The sequence below is a fragment of the uncultured Paraglaciecola sp. genome (assembly GCF_913020055.1).
Lineage (GTDB): Bacteria > Pseudomonadota > Gammaproteobacteria > Enterobacterales > Alteromonadaceae > Paraglaciecola.
The window spans coordinates 1-18,065 of record NZ_CAJWCF010000098.1 but is presented as its reverse complement, the minus strand read 5'-3'; the positions used below and the strand labels follow the sequence as shown (position 1 = coordinate 18,065).

The 18,065-nt window shown below is 40.3% G+C and carries 20 protein-coding genes and 1 pseudogene; 7 read left to right on the top strand and 14 right to left on the bottom strand.

Annotation, left to right across the window (positions count from 1 at the left end):
- The coding region (gene rpoS, locus QZ488_RS17580) for an RNA polymerase sigma factor RpoS (protein ID WP_293751241.1) at nt 1-837 on the top strand (837 nt) is incomplete at its 5' end.
- A gap of 72 nt (nt 838-909) precedes the next feature.
- Here rpoS and tpx read toward each other — a convergent pair.
- The gene (gene tpx / locus QZ488_RS17575) at nt 910-1,404 is read right to left on the bottom strand and encodes a thiol peroxidase (RefSeq protein WP_293751239.1); all 495 of its coding nucleotides are present in this window, start codon (nt 1,402-1,404) and stop codon (nt 910-912) included.
- A gap of 320 nt (nt 1,405-1,724) precedes the next feature.
- On the opposite strand from tpx, the gene QZ488_RS17570 reads away from it, so the two are divergent.
- Nucleotides 1,725-2,171, top strand: a complete 447-nt coding sequence (locus QZ488_RS17570) for a hypothetical protein (RefSeq protein ID WP_293751237.1) — start codon at nt 1,725-1,727, stop codon at nt 2,169-2,171.
- Here the strand turns inward: QZ488_RS17570 and folA are convergent.
- From folA to rplU, 4 genes are all read right to left on the bottom strand, one after another.
- Complete coding sequence (gene folA / locus QZ488_RS17565) at nt 2,146-2,652, bottom strand: type 3 dihydrofolate reductase (protein ID WP_293751243.1); 507 nt, start codon at nt 2,650-2,652, stop codon at nt 2,146-2,148. The two genes, QZ488_RS17570 and folA, sit on opposite strands and share 26 nt — an antisense overlap.
- Nucleotides 2,653-2,773: 121 nt before the next feature.
- Nucleotides 2,774-3,934, bottom strand: coding sequence for an Obg family GTPase CgtA (cgtA, locus tag QZ488_RS17560; RefSeq protein ID WP_293751235.1), 1,161 nt, complete (start codon nt 3,932-3,934; stop codon nt 2,774-2,776).
- Nucleotides 3,935-4,067: 133 nt separating this feature from the next.
- Entirely contained in the window at nt 4,068-4,322 is a 255-nt protein-coding gene (gene rpmA / locus QZ488_RS17555; protein ID WP_007622901.1) for a 50S ribosomal protein L27, read from the bottom strand.
- A gap of 15 nt (nt 4,323-4,337) precedes the next feature.
- Nucleotides 4,338-4,649: a 50S ribosomal protein L21 gene (gene rplU, locus QZ488_RS17550; RefSeq protein ID WP_293751231.1), complete on the bottom strand. Its 312-nt coding sequence runs from the start codon at nt 4,647-4,649 to the stop codon at nt 4,338-4,340.
- Nucleotides 4,650-4,902: 253 nt separating this feature from the next.
- Between rplU and ispB the strand changes: the two genes are divergently transcribed.
- A complete protein-coding gene (gene ispB / locus QZ488_RS17545; protein ID WP_293751229.1) occupies nt 4,903-5,874 on the top strand; it encodes an octaprenyl diphosphate synthase in 972 nt (323 codons plus the stop codon).
- Between the two features lie 74 nt (nt 5,875-5,948).
- Here ispB and QZ488_RS17540 read toward each other — a convergent pair whose 3' ends face one another.
- The 5 genes from QZ488_RS17540 to QZ488_RS17520 all read right to left on the bottom strand — a co-directional run bounded on the left by QZ488_RS17540 (nt 5,949) and on the right by QZ488_RS17520 (nt 13,337).
- Nucleotides 5,949-7,871: a prolyl oligopeptidase family serine peptidase gene (locus tag QZ488_RS17540; RefSeq protein WP_293751227.1), complete on the bottom strand. Its 1,923-nt coding sequence runs from the start codon at nt 7,869-7,871 to the stop codon at nt 5,949-5,951.
- 99 nt (nt 7,872-7,970) lie between these two features.
- Nucleotides 7,971-11,153, bottom strand: coding sequence for a TonB-dependent receptor (locus QZ488_RS17535; protein ID WP_293751225.1), 3,183 nt, complete (start codon nt 11,151-11,153; stop codon nt 7,971-7,973).
- Between the two features lie 147 nt (nt 11,154-11,300).
- Nucleotides 11,301-12,251 (bottom strand): hypothetical protein, encoded by a 951-nt coding sequence (locus QZ488_RS17530; protein WP_293751223.1) that lies wholly within the window; start codon nt 12,249-12,251, stop codon nt 11,301-11,303.
- Between the two features lie 26 nt (nt 12,252-12,277).
- On the bottom strand, nt 12,278-12,778 hold the full coding sequence (locus QZ488_RS17525; protein WP_293751221.1) for a hypothetical protein: 501 nt from the start codon (nt 12,776-12,778) through the stop codon (nt 12,278-12,280).
- Nucleotides 12,771-13,337 (bottom strand): RNA polymerase sigma factor, encoded by a 567-nt coding sequence (locus QZ488_RS17520; RefSeq protein WP_293751218.1) that lies wholly within the window; start codon nt 13,335-13,337, stop codon nt 12,771-12,773. Before QZ488_RS17520 ends, QZ488_RS17525 begins: the two co-directional genes overlap by 8 nt.
- Before the next feature lie 98 nt (nt 13,338-13,435).
- Here QZ488_RS17520 and QZ488_RS17515 point away from each other — a divergent pair, with 98 nt between their 5' ends.
- Nucleotides 13,436-14,071, top strand: a complete 636-nt coding sequence (locus QZ488_RS17515; RefSeq protein WP_293751216.1) for an MOSC domain-containing protein — start codon at nt 13,436-13,438, stop codon at nt 14,069-14,071.
- Nucleotides 14,072-14,080: 9 nt separating this feature from the next.
- Nucleotides 14,081-14,611 carry a DUF5655 domain-containing protein gene (locus tag QZ488_RS17510; RefSeq protein ID WP_293751214.1) on the top strand — a complete coding sequence of 177 codons (531 nt, stop codon included), beginning with the start codon at nt 14,081-14,083 and terminating at the stop codon, nt 14,609-14,611.
- 67 nt (nt 14,612-14,678) lie between these two features.
- On the opposite strand, the gene rplI is transcribed toward QZ488_RS17510, so the two are convergent.
- The 3 genes from rplI to rpsF are packed head-to-tail and all read right to left on the bottom strand — an operon-like array spanning nt 14,679 to nt 15,787.
- A complete protein-coding gene (gene rplI / locus QZ488_RS17505) occupies nt 14,679-15,131 on the bottom strand; it encodes a 50S ribosomal protein L9 (RefSeq protein WP_293751212.1) in 453 nt (150 codons plus the stop codon).
- 15 nt (nt 15,132-15,146) lie between these two features.
- Nucleotides 15,147-15,374, bottom strand: a complete 228-nt coding sequence (gene rpsR, locus QZ488_RS17500) for a 30S ribosomal protein S18 (RefSeq protein WP_158966663.1) — start codon at nt 15,372-15,374, stop codon at nt 15,147-15,149.
- On the bottom strand, nt 15,374-15,787 hold the full coding sequence (gene rpsF, locus QZ488_RS17495; protein WP_293751208.1) for a 30S ribosomal protein S6: 414 nt from the start codon (nt 15,785-15,787) through the stop codon (nt 15,374-15,376). The genes rpsR and rpsF overlap by 1 nt, the downstream gene beginning before the upstream one ends.
- 398 nt (nt 15,788-16,185) lie before the next feature.
- Between rpsF and QZ488_RS17490 the strand changes: the two genes are divergently transcribed.
- A complete protein-coding gene (locus QZ488_RS17490; protein ID WP_293751206.1) occupies nt 16,186-16,674 on the top strand; it encodes a hypothetical protein in 489 nt (162 codons plus the stop codon).
- Nucleotides 16,675-16,786: 112 nt separating this feature from the next.
- Here the strand turns inward: QZ488_RS17490 and QZ488_RS17485 are convergent, their stop codons facing one another.
- Nucleotides 16,787-17,665 carry a MipA/OmpV family protein gene (locus QZ488_RS17485; RefSeq protein WP_293751204.1) on the bottom strand — a complete coding sequence of 293 codons (879 nt, stop codon included), beginning with the start codon at nt 17,663-17,665 and terminating at the stop codon, nt 16,787-16,789.
- A 323-nt stretch (nt 17,666-17,988) separates the two neighbouring features.
- Between QZ488_RS17485 and groES the strand changes: the two are divergent.
- Nucleotides 17,989-18,065 (top strand): annotated as a pseudogene (gene groES, locus QZ488_RS17480) (co-chaperone GroES); the annotation flags it as partial.

The following is an 18,065-nucleotide window of genomic DNA, read 5'->3' as shown; positions in this document are numbered from 1 at the left end:
CTTGATGCAACTCAATTGTATTTAGGTGAAATTGGATTTTCCCCACTATTATCCGCAGAAGAAGAAGTATACTTTTCAAGAAGAGCCCTAAAAGGCGATGAAGCATCTCGAAAACGAATGATTGTAAGTAACCTTCGTTTAGTCGTAAAAATAGCAAGACGTTATAATAATCGCGGTTTAGCCTTGCTTGATTTGGTTGAAGAAGGAAATTTAGGCCTTATTCGCGCTGTAGAGAAATTTGATCCCGAACGAGGATTTAGATTTTCAACCTATGCTACTTGGTGGATTAGACAAACCATTGAACGGGCTATTATGAACCAAACCCGCACCATTCGTTTACCTATTCATGTGGTAAAAGAATTAAATGTCTACCTTCGAGCAGCTCGAGAGCTTTCACAAAAACTAGATCATGAACCAACCGCAGAAGAAATTGCTGAATCACTCGACAAGCCTGTTCGTGACGTTACCAAAATGTTGCGATTAAACGAAAGAATCACCTCTGTTGACACCCCTACTGGTGGAGAAAACGATAAGGTTTTACTGGATGTCATTGCTGATGACAAAGGCCATGGTCCTGAGGAAGATCTTCAAGATTCAGATATCAAACTGAATATCATCAAATGGTTAGAAGATCTCAATCCTAAGCAACGTGAAGTGCTAGCAAGGCGCTTTGGATTATTAGGTTATGAACCTTCAACTTTAGAGGATGTAGGTGTAGAAATTGGTTTAACTCGTGAAAGAGTGCGTCAAATACAAGTTGAAGCATTACGTCGGCTTAGAGACATGTTGGGACACAAAGGTTTAGACTTAGAAGCGTTATTTAATAAGCTTACTTAGCTTAAATGCTACAGTGCAAAAAAAAGCCTCTAATGAGGCTTTTTTAGTTTTAAGACAGAGGATTTCGAAAGTTTACAGAGCACCAGTAGCCGCGGCATAATTTGGCTCTTCAGTGGTCTCAGCTACCTGTTCAGTGTGAACAACTGTACCTGTTTCATCAATCACCACTATACTGCGAGACAATAATCCAGCCAACGGACCATCGCTAAAACTCACGCCATAGTCGGCGCCAAAGCTGCCTCTAAAACTTGAGCCTGTTGCCACATTGTCAATCCCTTCTGCACCACAGAACCGTGCTGCTGCAAAGGGCAGGTCAGCGGAAACACATAACACTTTTGTATTATCTAAATCACTCGCTTTTTGATTAAAAGTACGGATTGAAGTGGCACATACTCCAGTATCAACTGAAGGGAAAATATTCAGAATTAATTTCGAACCTGCGTAATCTGCTAATGTAGTTTCTGATAAGTCAGTTTCTACCAAAGTAAAACTAGGAGCCTGAGTTCCTACTTTTGGTAATTCACCCACTGTATTAAAGGCGTTGCCTTGCAATGTCACTGTAGCCATTTTTTATTCCATATAATTTGAGGTAGTAGTAAGCCATTATTGTAGCTTAAAAAATTAAATGCATAACAATACCAATCACCATAAGTAATTACCTTCTCAGCAACGCCTTATTCAAAATAGGCTCAATGATTTCAAAAATGGGCTTCTACTGATAGAAATAGATACAAGATAAGATTCGCTAGATTGTAATTATCTGAGTATTATTCACTATCATTTTAGGTCTCCACAAGATCACATCCATGAACTCTACAATAAGATTAATCATTTCAGCCGTTATCTCGTTTTGTTTTTACTTTGCGTGGTCATATTGGGCGAACGGAATGGCTACAGAAGATCAAGAATTAATACTTAGGTCAGCATTAGTGCAGGGAACACTCAGCGCAACAATTACGATTTTATTTACCTTCATTTTAGAGAAATCAGTGTCTAAATTCAGTGAAAGTTACTTATCCCTTATGTTTGTTGTGCCAATTATCTGCACAGTGCACTCCAAGACCTCTCAAAATATTGCGATTTTTAGGACCTTTAAACGTGCACTAGATAATTCGGCCAAATATCTAAATAACAATGTTGTCCCTGGTAGTTTGTTAGCGCCTTTGTTACCTATAGCAATCCAGTCCAGCATTGCCATTGGTGTTAACTGGGTTAACCAAACACCTAACCTATGGTTAACCGTAACACCTAGTATTTTAATTACTGCTATTTATGGCTATGTGTATACCTACACCTTGTTATCAAAACCTAAACAGCCTGTTTTGCAAGAGTAATAAAACGATAGACATAAGGATTTGCGGGATCTGCTTGATGACCTTCATTATCGATCTCTTTCCAAGAGTACTCGGCCTCGTAATCAGGAAAATGTGTATCTCCATCAACTTCTAGTTCGATTTGAGTCAAATAAAGTTGATGGCAAAACGCGAGGAAATGCTGATAAATAGTACCCCCACCTATTATCATCACTTCAGGGGAATCGATTTTCTGCAGAGCGCAATATTCTGCCGCTACATCTATAGCCTGTTCGCAACTATTTACCACTGTTGCATCCGTTAGGGTAAAATCAACATCAGAACTAACCACTATATTAAGCCTACCAGGTAAAGCTTTACCGATAGATACGTAAGTTTTACGCCCCATAATAATGGGTTTACCTAAGGTGATTTCTTTAAAATGTTTTAAATCAGCTGGCAAATGCCAAGGCATAGAGTTGTCGGCGCCGATGACTCGGTTGTTTGCCATTGCTGCAATCATTGAAATTTGCATCATATCGAGGTGAGTTCTTTCAGAAGAGTGTGTAGTTGGCGAAGTATATAAGAATTAAACCGAGTCAGAAATACGTTTCTGGCTCGGTTCTAATTTATTAAAGAACTAACTATCCCTTGGTGTAAACAACTTCAACACCAGAGTCGTCGTCATCATCGTCATCAAAGTCGTCATCATCATAAGCGTCTTCAATAGTATCTTTGTGATAGGTATCCCACTTGAATCCTGTCTCTTCTTCCTCTATCTCAGGTGCCGCTTCTTCTGGCATTGCTTCAATAAAATCCATAGATTTCATACACAACTCATGCGTACCAATTTTTTGGAATGCGGATATTTGAAAGTACTCATCTTGCCATTCAAGTGCATCGGCAATCTGCTTACACAACTCATTAGCTTCATCTTCAAGCATCAAGTCGACTTTATTAAAGACTAACCAACGAGGTTTAGCTGCAAGCTTAGGACTATATTTTTCGAGCTCAGCAACAATCGCCTTAGCATTTTCGACAGGGTCTGAACCGTCAGCAGGCATCAAATCGACCAAATGTAATAACACTCTGCAGCGCTCTAAATGCTTTAAAAATTGAATGCCAAGACCTGCACCTTCAGCTGCACCTTCAATTAAGCCCGGAATATCAGCAATAACAAAACTGCGCATTGAATCTAAACGCACCACACCTAAATTCGGTACTAGGGTCGTAAAAGGGTAATCAGCTACTTTAGGTTTGGCCGCTGAAACACTACGGATAAAGGTAGATTTGCCAGCATTAGGCATACCCAATAAGCCCACATCGGCCAGCAACATCAGCTCTAATTTCAGATGCCTGACTTCACCCGGCGTACCGTCTGTTTTTTGTCTTGGTGCGCGATTGGTACTGGTTTTAAAACGAGCATTACCCAAACCATGATAACCGCCTTGCGCCACTTTCATACGCTGTGTATGTTTAGTTAAGTCACCCAATACTTCGCCGGTTTCACTATCAGTTGCACGGGTTCCAACGGGCACTTTAATTTCTAAATCAACGCCACCTCTACCAGTACAGTTGGCACTCTGGCCTTTTTTGCCGTGCTCAGCACGATGAAATCGCTCAAAACGATAATCGATCAAGGTGTTTAAGTTTTCATCAGCAACCAAATAGATGCTTCCGCCGTCACCACCATCACCACCGTCTGGACCACCATCCGGCACGTATTTTTCACGGCGAAAACCGACTACACCATTACCGCCATTACCCGCGTCAACGCGGATATCAGCTTCATCTACAAATTTCATGACTTAATGACACCTTGAAAGTTACCCAATTGAATCTAGTATAGCATTCCTCAAATGGATTCACTTTTTACCGATTCAACAAAAAGCCCCGCATAAAGCGGGGCTTTTTAAAAAATTTATGGATTATCGCTTATTAAGCAACAATGCTCACAAATTTACGATTTTTAGGACCTTTTACTTCAAACTGAACTTTACCATCAGATAAAGCGAATAAAGTATGATCTTTACCAATACCCATATTGTTACCAGCGTGGAATTTAGTACCACGTTGACGAACAATAATGTTACCGGCTAAAACTGACTCACCACCGTAACGCTTAACACCTAGGCGTTTACTTTCTGAATCACGGCCGTTGTTAGTACTACCACCAGCTTTTTTATGTGCCATTTGTATATACTCCTATTAAGCGCTAATACCAGTGATTTTCACTTCCGTGAACCACTGACGATGACCTTGTGTGGTGCGTGAATGTTTACGACGACGGAACTTAACGATTTTTACTTTCTCGCCACGTCCGTGAGTTACAACTTCGGCTGTAACTTTGGTACCACTTACATAAGGGGTACCAATTTTAATATCGTCACCATTACTTACCATTAACACGTCACCGAATTCTATTGACTCACCTGGAGCCACTTCGATTTTTTCTAGGCGAAGGGTTTGACCTTCAGCCACACGGTGTTGTTTACCACCACTTTGGAAAACCGCGTACATAATTAAACTCCGCACTGTGTCTCTTGACACTTATATTCAAAAACAGGCGGCGAATTGTACGTGAACATATAGCACCGATCAAGCCCGTTTCTGAATTAATTTGGTTAAATATCAAACGCATTGAACTAGCTTAAGGTTTTTCACGCAATTAGACCAAAGTGCCACTAGATACCCCGAAAAAATTCTGTAAAATCCACATGCTAATCTGCAGCTAACAACTGAACTTCATTCCAAAATGGGTAAAAACGGCAGTATGAAATTAGAAACAATTAATCAACTTGCTCATAAAGATATGCTGGCGGTAAATGGGCTTATTCAAAAGCAAGTCGATTCAGACGTATCGTTGATTAACCAACTAGGCTTTTATATTGTCAATAGTGGAGGAAAACGTCTAAGGCCACTTTTGACTGTACTCGCTGCAAGAGCCTTAGGCATTCAAACAGAGCAGCATCATACCTTGGCGGCTATCATCGAGTTTATTCATACTGCCACCTTACTTCACGATGACGTCGTCGACGAGTCCACCATGCGCCGCGGTAAAGAAACGGCAAACGCCGTATTTGGTAACCAAGCTAGCGTATTAGTAGGCGACTTTCTTTATACCCGCTCATTTCAAATGATGGTGAGTCTAGATCGTATGCGTGTAATGAAAATTTTGTCTGATGCAACCAATGTCATAGCGGAAGGTGAAGTTTTACAGTTAATGAACTGTAATGATCCCGAAACCAGCGAAGAAAGCTATATGCAGGTTATTTATAGTAAAACGGCTCGTTTATTTGAAGCTGCTACTTTACTTGCCGCTGTATTAACCGACCAAAATGAAGAAATAGAACTTGCCATGCAAGAGTATGGAAAGTACTTAGGTACGGCCTTCCAATTAGTAGACGACATTCTTGACTACGCAGCAGATCCCGAAGAAATGGGCAAAAACGTGGGAGATGATTTAGCTGAGGGGAAACCTACCTTACCACTACTTTATGCAATGTGGCATGGCACTGAACAACAAAGAACACTGATAAAAGAAGCCATTGAAACCGGTAATGGATTACAATACTTTACTCAGATCATGTCCGCTATGGAACAAACTGGCGCCTTAACCTATACCAAAGACCAAGCATTAACTGCCTCAAGAAATGCAATAAATGCACTACAACCTTTAGCTGAATCAAAATTTAAAGAAGCCTTGATTGCATTGGCAAATATTGCTGTTGAGAGAGCTACTTAGTTTATGCAAATTTAAACTTATGTATTGGTCAAAAAAAAACTCGACTATTGTCGAGTTTTTTTATTTTTAAAGCATTAACATTTATTCTTAAGCCAATCTAACATTTCTGTATATAGCTTGGTTTTATGACGATAATACAAGGTATTGTAAAAATGGTCTGCACCTTCTAACTCAACGTATTTGAAGTCTTTATCGAGCTTATTTAATTCGTCTACGAATAGACGACTCTGCTCTACGGGCACACGTTGATCGATATCACCGTGAATAATGAGCAAAGGTATATTGACCTTATCTGCTTGTTCAATGGGTGATACACCTTTAACAGTGGGCGCTTGAAAGATTCGACCGAATCTATTTGCGCCAAAAAGTGTTGCATTTATTCGGCTCAAGTCAGTTACACCGGCTCCAGCAATGGAACATTGATAGATATTATTTTCGCGCATCGAACCAGCAAAAGCAGCATAACCACCATAACTCCAGCCAAAAATGGCTAACCTGTCTTTATCTGCTAAACCTTTTTTAACTAAATAAAGGGCTGCATCATCATTATCGTCCTGCATTTCAAGGCCCCACTTTTTATCTCCAGCCTTCCAATGCTCCAATCCATAACCTGTAGAACCTCTATATTGAGGCTGGATAACCATATAACCATGATGGGCTAATAACTGACTCCATTCGTCATAAATCACCACGTCTCTTACCCAAGGGCCACCATGTGGCATAACAACTGCTGGAAAAGGGCCTTTTCCACTAGGAACAGTAATGTAAGCATGGATTTTTCGACCATCTCGGGCAGTATATTTAACATATTTTACTGATGATAAGTGTTCTGGCTTGATTAACGGAAACCTTTCCCCTAAAAAGTCCAGTTTCTTTTTATCAGTTAATAAGAAATAACTTCCAGGATCTTTGGCAGATGAAGTACTAATGATAATCGCATTATCATCCTCTGAACGACTAACTAACGAGACCACCTTTTTAGGAAATAACGCTTCTACTCCTTTAAATAAGGCTTCTTCGTTTGGATCAACAAACACTCGCTTGGGGTGTTTACTAGTATAGGTATAACCTAATAGCTGTCCACGAGTAGCAGATTTTCGGCTTAAAAGAACACTGTCTGCATCTACCGATTTCAAACCAAAAAGTCTCTCTGAATAAGTGTTGGTTTTGATGTTGTAGGTGTATATGCCGGCTAAGTTTTCTTTTAAATTGGCCCTTACATACACTTCATCAGGATTTTCATGAGAAAAATACAAAAACTCCCACTCTTCGCGATTTTCCGGAGAATTACTGTAAATTTCACGCCATTTAGACTCACCTTTTACCCGGGCATACTGCTTTATTGAATTTGAAGCCGCGTCATAACCAGAAGCAGCTCTGATTTCTCCATAAGGGTCAGGAACAAAACCACCGCTGATTTTTTCATTACCGCGCAAAACAGTCTTAGTGGCGCCAGTATTAATGTTGTATCGGATCACATCCGGTATCCGATTGTCATTAATATCTCGCGTTAACAAAATATAATCTGGCTCGTCGGACAAAGTGTCTAAAACACCATAATTAGCTCTATTTTCCTTAGGAAAGGGGATACGCCAAGAGCCTTTTCCATCTGCATTCACGATGGCGGCTTTTGTAACCCAATAGTTATCATTTCCATCTTGAATATTTTGGGTAAATTGGACAAGTATTTTTTCATTATTCAACCAGCCAATATTCGTAATTTCCATGCGGTCGGCACCAAGTCGCACAGGATCTGATTTCAAATCTTTGGTGGAATAAATCTCTACTATGTAGTCGCCATTTTTACTGGTGGCTCTCACAATGGCAATTTTTGACCCATCCAAAGATACTGTTGCCTGATTCATGGCCGGCAAGGTAGCAAAGGCATCAAGAGGCAATGTTTCGCGCTCTTTATTGGCTGCTTGGACAGCCATGCAGGTAGATAATATGATTGATATTATCGCCATTTTAACAACAAATGGGGATTGTCTAAACATGTCTTTCTCTCTTTAAAAGTGACATAAAAGTCCTTAACGAAAAAGGGCTCATAACAAAGTTACTTGCCTGAGCCCTATGCTTTATTTGAGTATTATGCCTTAGAAAGTATAACCAACACTCATATAGGCTGAACGACCAAATAAGTCATAACCAACACCTAGAGGGATATTACGCGTGGAGAATACTCCGCCGCCATCAACTACTGGTGGTGCATCATTAAAGATGTTTTGTATACCCATAGTGACAGTGTAATTATCGCCAGTATAATTCACTGAGGCACTATGAGTTGTGTATGTTTCTGTGTAATACACAGGACGACACAATACATCTAAGCCATCACACGGTGTGTATGTATCAAAGTCATCCGGATCATCCGCTTCACCGTCACCGATATAGCGGCTAAACCAGTTAAATCTGAAATCACGGTAGCTAAATGACAATCTTGCACTGGCACGCCATTCTGGGAAGGCCGGCTCACCAAAGTTGTCGTCATACAGGCCTAAAACATCAGATTCAGCAGAGTCGAGCTGAGTTGCTTGTAAGTCAAGTGTTACACCTAACTCATTATCGCCAACCACAAAATCCTGTTGATAGAAAAGATTGTAGTCAGTACCTGAAGAACCTTCTAAGCCGATATTAACAAATGATGCATTAACGCCACTTAATCTGCCTGTTGTTGCATCACGTTGCACCGCGCCACAGAACCCACTGGTACCATCTGGTACTTCAATATTGTCGTAACACTGGTTAACTAAGAAGCCACCACTTGGCTCAGCAACACTATTAGTGATTTCAATATCATACTTAGTGATACCAAAAGTCATGTCAAACTCTTCACTGAAAGGATTTTCAATAACAAAACCATATGTTTTAGATAAAGACGTTTCAGGATTCAACTCTTGCGTACCACCAGTCGTAACTTCAGTACTAGTATTAGCAGTAAACCCATTATCAGTCTCTGTACCTAAACCTAATGTCAGAGGATCAACACCGTTGTTAATACAAGAAGTTATAATACGACTCTCACGGGTATCATTTTCAGCATTATAAACTTGAGCCACACTCACGCCTAAATCTGTATCACGGGCCGCTTCAGGCACTACACAGGGGTCTGATATGGTAGAAAAACCAGAAGTACCATTTAGGAAACGCTCACGTAAATTAGGTGCACGATAAGATGTGCCCCTTGTACCACGAATAGTTAACCATTCAGTAGGACGATATACCGCTTTTAAACTATAAATAGTTTCAGCATCATAAAAACTTTCTTCAGTCCAACGACCTGCGGCAGTAATAGTCAATTCTTCTGCGAATTTAGCGCCTCTGATTAATGGTAACTCAGTTTCAAAATACAATTCACGAATATCACGGCTACCATCAGCACCTTCATCTGAGAAATATCCCCATAGCAGGCCTTCAGCAGCTACATCATTGGCGTCTGTGATAATTTCGTCTTTTCTAAATTCAGCACCGACTACCAAAGGCACGATTTGATCGTTCCAAGGTAATTTATAAAGGTCGCCAGTAACATAGCCAGAGATTACCGTCTGCTTAACTTCAGTAATGATCTCACGACTTGTGAAAAGATAATCTTTCTCAGCTTCAGTGAATGCACCACCGCCCAACTGATAAATATTCGGCGCAAACAGGTTAACTGGAACACAACCTGCTCCACAAGTAACAGAACCATCAGCATTTCTAACCGAGTTATCCAGTGAATCAACTAATTTTGCTTCACTGACACCTACTATGCTGTTTTTTCCCTTAGACGCACTATAATTTAATGCTACTTCGTAGGTCCAAGACCCTTCACCAAAACCATCAAATGCGCCAATATTGCCATCAACACCACCTACTAGACGATATTGGTATACATCAACAACATTGGTGTCTCTGTCGTCACGAATACTGACTATAGGACGCATACGTGTGCGAGTATCGCCAAAAAACGCATCTAAGCCACTGCCTGCATAACAGTTCTGGCCATTGATAGGATCTGTTCCGCAAGGGTTATAAGGGTTGTCTGCTCCTACCCATTGGAAAAATTGTCCACCTGGGTTAAAGACATCAGAGGCTCTGTTAGCATATAACGCTTCGAAGAAAACTCGAGTGTCATTATCATCTTGTAAAAGATAATCACCGTTTGCGAACAAACTAATACGCTGAACCGCGCTGACCCAGTCTGCACCATTTACATAATCAGTACGGCCTAAGCTGTAAAAGGGGTCTTGAAAATCAAAATCTCTCAATCCATCGCCATTGCCATCAAAGATAGCAACGTCATCAATGCCATCACCATTACTATCAGCAGCGACTGTACCGTTAATGAAAGGAATATTGCCTATAGAGGTAGTAGATTCAGATAAACCGGGAACGCCAATATTTGAAAAGCCAGGTGTATAATAAAGTGAACCAAAGAAACCGTCTTGTTGAACACGGTTACTAAGTGGAAAAATATCACATGAATCTGCAGGCGTAGGATTAGGACCTATGCCCCTAAACTCTGTATAAATTCCGCCGTCATCCCCTTCATAATAAAGTTCGTCACAGTTACTGGCGAAATCGTTCTCTTTGTACGACTGGGCGTTACGATCGTAATATTCAGCTGAAATATTGAACGAGTAATTATCACCACTTGTTCCATAAATTCCAGAAAAAGTTAATTCTTCACCGCCACCTGATGAAGGAGCACTGAAACTACTTTGAAAGTCAAAGCCGTCTACATCTTTACGTAATACAACGTTGGCAACACCAGCAATAGCGTCTGAACCGTATACCGTAGATGCACCGTCGAATAAGTTTTCGATTCTGTCAATCATAACAGCTGGGATCAAGTTTAAATCTGGGGAAACAGGCGCGCCACCTACACCGGCTGGAGCAACACGTCGTCCATTTATTAACACTAATGTTCTGCCGGCACCTAAGCCACGGAAACCGATAGTGGATGAACCTGGACCATTGTCCAAAACAAAACCACCAAAGGTGTTGTCGATTTGTAAACCCGATGCTTGGTTCGTGGTTTGTAACATTTCACTCGCATCAAAAAGGCCAAGTTCACGTGAAACGCCACCATCAATAATTTGGATGGGAGACGCACTAGTAAATTCAGCGCGTTTAATACGCGAACCTGTTACTACTACTTTTTCTATTTCTTCTTCTACTTCTTCTATCTCATCGATAGCAGCTTCTTGAGCATAAGTTGGTATTGCAGTCAAACACCCTAGAGCCATTAAAACGGCATAGGAAGATCGACGCATACGCGTAGATAATGTTTTGTTCATATGATTTCTCCTGGATAGTGTAAACTCGGATATTATTTATTATTTTAACCGAACATATAATATAACCAATTTTTAGACTAAATGGTTCACTTTCCAGCAGTTTTCTTGATTTTAAATCAAAGTATCAAAAAACCATATGTTTTTGGGTTATTTTTTATCCAACCTAATCCGTCCACTAACAGTCGACACATTCACTTTGGCACTGCCTCCGTTTAATGAAAACTTTAACCAGCGGTTAGGCCCATACTTGGCTTTTTGTTCTTTATCAGCAGACAAATTATTGGTGATTTTTCCACCTGCATGACCTTCAATGTCAAACCTAGCTGAAACATCACTTTGTAAATAAAGACGAATCAAGCCACCCACTGAAGAGGCTTCAATTTCACCGTTTCTTTCAAGATCCAGCTTCGCTTCGATTGAGCCGTTTACTGTATCCATATTTAACTGATTAACCTTACCAAGCTCTAATTCAATATCGCCATTAACAGTTTCCACGTTGATATCGCCACTTTCACTGAACACTTCGATGTTGCCATTGACCGACTCGTAAGAGTCTTCTTTACCTTTTGAACTACGGGAGTCAATTGTGCCGTTCACAGTGCTTATTCTTACGTCACCTTCTAAACTATCCGCTGCTATTCGACCATTTACAGATTCAAGACGGATACGTCCAGCTAACTCTTTCACATCAATAGAACCATTTACTGTTTCAACTTTTGCACCACCACGTACTTGTGCTAATTCAACATCAGCATTCACTGCGCTGTAATACACCTTACTTTGCCGAGGAATAAATATCTCTAAATTGTCCCCTTTATCTGAGCCCCAATTTCCCCAACCATTATTATTCTTAACTTTGACTTTGATAAGCACTTCATTACCATCTTTTTCAAAGATGAACTTGTCTGTCCTGTCACCTAAAGTGCCCGTTACTTTTACCTCGGACTTATCCCAGGCAATCACCTTGGCAGATCCATTTACATGTTCAATTTGAACATAAGGGGTCTTCGACACATCCAATGAACGGTCGATTTTTTCATCCGCTAAAACAGTCCAACTTAGGCATAAAAAGCCGGCAAACATTAATAATTTTTTCATTTCAATACTCCTAAAAACTCAGCACTTTAAATTTGTGACATTTGTTGCCATTTTGGTGAATGCACGCGCTCAATTAAATTAATTTGTTGTTGATGTACACTTTGCAGCATCTTTAATAGCGCCATATTATTTGGCTCATTTTCTAATGCCGTTTTTATCGCATCAGCGGCATCATCTAGTTCTATTAGTTGGTCTTGCCAATTTTGGGTCAGTGCAGGTTGATCTTGAAAGCTAACCAATAAAGCATTCTTTTGCTCTAAATGTTGCTTACTTAACGACGCGACCAAATCTACACCAGTTAAAGATACAGGCTGTTGATTAACCGCTAACCAGCCAATCAACCCGAATATGGCTATCGTAGCTGCAACCAAATACATTTTATTTCCTGCCACTACAGGGGGTGAATCTGCAATCTCACTGGACAACGCTAACTCGATGCCTGGCCATAAATCCTTATCAGGCTGAAGTTCTTTATCTACATTAGCTAATTGTTCCGCTAACGTTTGTTCAAAATTAGCTTTACTCATATCCCATCCACTCCTTCAACAAATGCTTGGCGCGGTGAAATTGCGCTTTACTCGAGCCTACGGCCATATCAGTCATAGTGGCTATTTCTTCATGTCGATAACCTTCAATTGCATGTAGCACAAATACAATTCGAGCCCTCTCTGGCAGTCTTGCAACATAACTTTCTATATCAACACTACTGCTCGACTCATCTGCCTCTGCGTTCATAGCTACAGAATCTTCAATATTAAACATCTTCTGCAACCATCCCTTTTGCTTACGTATATAAGAAATAGTGATGTTTGAAGTGACAGTGTGAAGCCAAGTTGAAAACTTGCTATCACCTTTAAAATTACCGATTTTTCGCCACAACTGAATAAACACTTCTTGCGCAGCATCCTCAGCTAACATCTTTTCACCCGTCAGCCGAAAACACAGCCCATACACTTGTCCAATGTATGTTTGATACAATCGGTTATAAGCTTGTTTGTCTCCGTTCTGCACCGCTTTAATTAAGTCCCACTCACTTTTTGTGGCAAACTTATGCTGAGCAGCAACGACATTTCCTTGGTTAGCCAATCTAAGCTCTTACTCTTGTTGTGTTAAAAGATTAGTCGCAGAGTAGATCACAAAGGTTTAAAGCACCAAAAAAATAATTAAAATGAGTAGAAATAATTATGAAAATCATTGGTTTATATTCAGGGTCTTTATCTAACATTGGTGAGAAACGCAGCCCAACAGGTATTTATAAACAATCAGTAGAACTAGTGTCAGTCAATGAATTAGGCATAGTAGGTGATATTCAAGCAGATAAACGTTTCCACGGGGGACCTGAAAAGGCATTACATCAGTATGCACTGTACAGCTACGAAAAAATCATTAAGCGATACCCTCTTCTGTATAAAAAAGCCAAGCCAGGGATGATCGGCGAAAACTTATCGGCAGCGGATATGAACGAACACAATGTGTGTATTGGTGATATCTACAAGCTAGGTAGTGCCATAGTGCAAGTTAGCTCGCCCCGTATTCCCTGTTGGAAAATTGATGCTAAGTTTAAGCAACCTGATTTACATCAATTTATTAGTCAGCATAGGCTTAATGGTTGGTACTACCGTGTTTTAGAAGCAGGGCACATCAAACTAAATGACGAATTCCTGTTACAACAAAGACCTAATACAAATATCAGCATTGATACTATGCTAAAGGTTATCCATGGCAAAGCTAAAGCGCAGCTAATTGAACTGGCTACTAACGCTACCGGCCTAGATCCAGAATGGAAAGAACGGCTAACAAACAAATACCATTTAGATTAGAGAAAAAATATGGAACAAAATTTATTAGAGAAAACCGGTAAAACACTGGACGAATGGAAGCGGTTATTGGCACAAAAACCGTTTAGCAAACATGCCGAATACACTACCTTCCTCAAAAATGAACATGCTATTACTCATGGTTTTGCCAATTTTATTGCTTTGAAGTTTCGTGAAGCGGATGCAGGTTCGTCTAATGCGGAAGATTTAATTGCCAACCAATATAAAGGCAAAGAAAACCTCAAACCACTCTTTGACAAGTTACACGCGGCAATCAAAAACCTAGGGCATGATGTTGAAGTGGCCCCCAAAAAATCAGCGGTCAGTATGCGGGTAAAAAGACAATTTTCGCTTATTCAGCCATCGACCAAAAAACGCATCGATTTGGGTCTTAAACTTAATGACACACCTTATGAAGGTAGGCTTGAAACGTCGGGACCATTTGGCACTATGTGTACTCATAGAGTGCAAATTACCGAGGTTAATCAAATTGATGATGAGTTGTTAGGGTGGTTAAAAGAAGCCTATGAACAAGCGAAATAATGAATTTTAAACATAAAAAAACACCGCTAAATTAGCGGTGTTTTTAGATACTCAAAACAAGCAGCAATTATGCTTCTTGAATTATAACCAACTTGATAGTGGCAGTAACGTCTGAGTGAATTTGCAAATCGATTTCGAATTCGCCAGTTTCACGTAAAGTACCAACAGGTAATTTAACTTCCGATTTAGTCACTTCAACACCAGCAGCAGTAATTGCGTTAGCTATATCGCGTGTACCGACAGAACCAAACAATTTACCTTCATCACCAGCAGGAGAAGCGATAGTCACTTCACCTAACGCAGCGATTTTATCTGCACGGGCCTGTGCTGCAGCATGTTGTTCAGCAATTTTTGCTTCCAACTCAGCACGACGCGCTTCAAATTTTTCTACATTTACTTTTGTAGCGGGAACTGCTTTACCTTGCGGAAACAAGAAGTTACGCGCGTAACCTGATTTTACAGTGACTTTGTCACCCAAGCCGCCTAGGTTAGCGATCTTGTCTAATAGTATGATATCCATCTTTGCTACCTATGATTACTTGTGAGAATCAGTATATGGGAGCAACGCCAAGAAGCGCGCACGCTTTATAGCAGTTGACAACTGACGCTGATATTTCGCGCTAGTTCCAGTGATACGGCTAGGTACAATCTTGCCACTTTCAGTGATGTAGTTTTTCAACATAGCGATATCTTTATAATCTATCGCAGCAACACCTTCAGCAGAAAAACGACAGAATTTACGACGTCTAAAAAAACGAGCCATTATTTGTCCCCTTCTTCTGCAGGAGCTGGAGCGGCTGTTTTTTCAACGGCAGCAGCTGGCTTTTCATAGGTTTTTTCTTCACGCTTTTCACGACGTTCTTCTTTAGCCATAGGAGACTGTTCAGTCACAGCATCTTTGGTACGCATAACAAGGTTACGCAGAACAACATCATTAAAACGGAAAGCAGTTTCTAGCTCTTCAACAGCTTCAGCAGTTGCTTCAGCGTTTACTAGGACATAGTGTGCTTTGTGTAATTTGTCGATAGGGTAAGCCAACTGGCGACGGCCCCAATCTTCCAAGCGGTGAATTTGACCACCCTCTTGGGTAAGAATTCCAGTATAACGCTCGATCATACCTGGAACTTGTTCACTCTGGTCAGGGTGAACCATAAATACGATTTCATAATGACGCATGTATGTTGCTCCTCACGGTTGTAGCCTCGATAGCACAGTCAAACTATATAGAGACAAGGAACTAAAATTAAGTGACTGTTTTAAGCGGCGCGGATTGTATATAAACTGGGCTTTTTGTACAAGGTTTATTTGGCTCTGCGCCAATAACAAGGCGGTTCTTCAGGTATATTAGCGTAAATTGGGTAATTAATTAGGCATAACGTAGCTAATTCAGGTTTAAAATACCCTGCTAAACCTATCCGTTCTCGGTGATACAAAACATGTCTGAAACTCAATAAAAACAAGTACTTCAGAAATTCATAGCAAGCTCCATCACAACTCTTGTTACAAATGTACACGCTAAATCACATATTTACCTGCCAGAATATGGTTAGAGCCTAAACTATAGGAAATTCAAGGTGAAAAAATTACTAATAATAGCAGCTATGACTTTTGGTCTAAGTGCACAGTCAGCTAATGCAGCTACGTCATTCGAAGTAGATAAATATAATAGAGTCGCATTATTAAGCGCTTCAGCGGTTCAAGGCAAAGATTACGATAGAGCTTTTCCGCTTCTTGATGAAGCAGCCAAACTTGGAAATAAGATATCGCAGTTCACACTTGCTTTATTATACATGGAGGGGCTCGGAGTTGAGCAAGATTACGGACAGGCTTATCTTTGGCTTAACGTTGCTTCAGAACATAACGAGAAACGATGGCGTGAAGTGAGAGATCAACTTCATAATTCACTTTCAGCAGAACAAATTGCAGCTTTAAAACCTCTTGCTGCCGAATACATTGAAAAATATGGTGAACAGGTCCAAGAAGTCAGTTGTTATAAAAGAGCAGCTACAGGTAGCAACCGCAAGCTATTGCAATGCTCTAAATACAGGACTCCTGGTCGTTAAAAGCATTTGATTTTAGGTATCAAGTATATTGTAATCGTTTCTCTATACTTGATATCTGAGACTGAACTAAACACTCAATGTTAGATTTTTGTCACTATCTTGAGCGCTTATTCTAGCGGCCACTCACCTTTTGTTCACTCTCCCACAACCGCCAAACCATACCAATACCATACGCATAAGTACTTTTTTCTTTAAAAAGTGGACTCTCTTGATTTTCTGCTCCCGAATGGATAGAAGCTCGGGCGAAGGTAAATATTCGAATATCTTTAGTTGCGTTGAAAGATAAACCAACCGATAAATCGGTGCCTAAATAACCACCTTTTGCATCATAGGCAGAACGCTGGTCGGTAATAAAATCGCTATCCACTTGATAGAAATAGTCATGTAATTTTTCAGTTGCCCAAGTAGGTGAGAGACTAATCGATAAAGCAGTTTTTTCACTTAACCAACCACGTTGGCGGTAACTGAATACCGGTTGGAACACATAGCCTCTTTTATCGAGGCCTGAAAAATCCGTTGAAAATGCGGCTCGTGCTTGTAAGTTTAAAAACAACTCACCTTTTCCATGCTGTTCAAATTCAAATTTTGCTAAGCGTAATTTAAGCTGCGGACCGAGCTCAAAGATAAAATCTAGATCGGGCATACCTGCGCGTGCTTCATTATCTTCTGAATTGGCATTGAAGGAGCCAGCCAAAGACAAATCTAACTCATACCAACTTTTATCAATTGCCACTGCCCTAGCAATTGAGCCCTCACCAATACGTAAGGTTTCACCTCGATAAATAAAGTAGGGAGAAGGGATAACATTGGACTGGTTTTGACCGGCTGCTGGGTATTCTGGCGAATTAAAGGCGGCAGCAAATACCCCCACTTCCCAAACGGGTCGCATATCATCTTCTAAGGCAATTTCTTGTTGTGCTGCAAGGTTACTGCTAACGGCAATAATGAATACAATTGTTAAATATTTTAATAGGTTAAACCGACTATTCATTACACCCAAAATTAATCCTCTTAAAAACAAACAAGTTTGTTATCGTCTTTATACTTGGTCATCACAGCTAAAGATCCCTAATGTAAAAATCTAGTAATGAGCGATTCCCTACCTTATTCCAAATATATCTTGAAAAACATCACATTTATTTCACTTTTTTATAAAAAAGCCTTGAGATCACTTCTGCTAACCCCATCTCTGGACGCAGAACCAAGTTCTATTTTAAAAGAATTCTAAGCAGGCGATGCGTCTTCTGCTTAATCATTGCCTTTATGTAGAAGGCACAAAATATCATTAACATTGGAATTTTCAGGAGATTTGAGATGGCAATTCGTCCTTTAAACGATCGCGTTATCGTTAAGCGTCACGAACAAGAAAGCAAATCTGCAGGTGGCATTGT

Excerpts from the sequence above, each read along its gene's own strand:
- rplU (WP_293751231.1), bottom strand. The coding sequence starts at position 4,649 with ATGTACGCGGTTTTCCAAAGTGGTGGTAAACAACACCGTGTGGCTGAA.
- QZ488_RS17510 (WP_293751214.1), top strand. The coding sequence starts at position 14,081 with ATGGAACAAAATTTATTAGAGAAAACCGGTAAAACACTGGACGAATGG.
- QZ488_RS17515 (WP_293751216.1), top strand. The coding sequence starts at position 13,436 with ATGAAAATCATTGGTTTATATTCAGGGTCTTTATCTAACATTGGTGAG.
- rplI (WP_293751212.1), bottom strand. The coding sequence starts at position 15,131 with ATGGATATCATACTATTAGACAAGATCGCTAACCTAGGCGGCTTGGGT.
- rpmA (WP_007622901.1), bottom strand. The coding sequence starts at position 4,322 with ATGGCACATAAAAAAGCTGGTGGTAGTACTAACAACGGCCGTGATTCA.
- rpsF (WP_293751208.1), bottom strand. The coding sequence starts at position 15,787 with ATGCGTCATTATGAAATCGTATTTATGGTTCACCCTGACCAGAGTGAA.
- QZ488_RS17525 (WP_293751221.1), bottom strand. The coding sequence starts at position 12,778 with ATGAGTAAAGCTAATTTTGAACAAACGTTAGCGGAACAATTAGCTAAT.
- QZ488_RS17570 (WP_293751237.1), top strand. The coding sequence starts at position 1,725 with ATGGCTACAGAAGATCAAGAATTAATACTTAGGTCAGCATTAGTGCAG.
- tpx (WP_293751239.1), bottom strand. The coding sequence starts at position 1,404 with ATGGCTACAGTGACATTGCAAGGCAACGCCTTTAATACAGTGGGTGAA.
- QZ488_RS17535 (WP_293751225.1), bottom strand. The coding sequence starts at position 11,153 with ATGAACAAAACATTATCTACGCGTATGCGTCGATCTTCCTATGCCGTT.
- rpsR (WP_158966663.1), bottom strand. The coding sequence starts at position 15,374 with ATGGCTCGTTTTTTTAGACGTCGTAAATTCTGTCGTTTTTCTGCTGAA.
- QZ488_RS17485 (WP_293751204.1), bottom strand. The coding sequence starts at position 17,665 with ATGAATAGTCGGTTTAACCTATTAAAATATTTAACAATTGTATTCATT.
- cgtA (WP_293751235.1), bottom strand. The coding sequence starts at position 3,934 with ATGAAATTTGTAGATGAAGCTGATATCCGCGTTGACGCGGGTAATGGC.
- ispB (WP_293751229.1), top strand. The coding sequence starts at position 4,903 with ATGAAATTAGAAACAATTAATCAACTTGCTCATAAAGATATGCTGGCG.
- QZ488_RS17540 (WP_293751227.1), bottom strand. The coding sequence starts at position 7,871 with ATGTTTAGACAATCCCCATTTGTTGTTAAAATGGCGATAATATCAATC.
- folA (WP_293751243.1), bottom strand. The coding sequence starts at position 2,652 with ATGATTGCAGCAATGGCAAACAACCGAGTCATCGGCGCCGACAACTCT.
- QZ488_RS17530 (WP_293751223.1), bottom strand. The coding sequence starts at position 12,251 with ATGAAAAAATTATTAATGTTTGCCGGCTTTTTATGCCTAAGTTGGACT.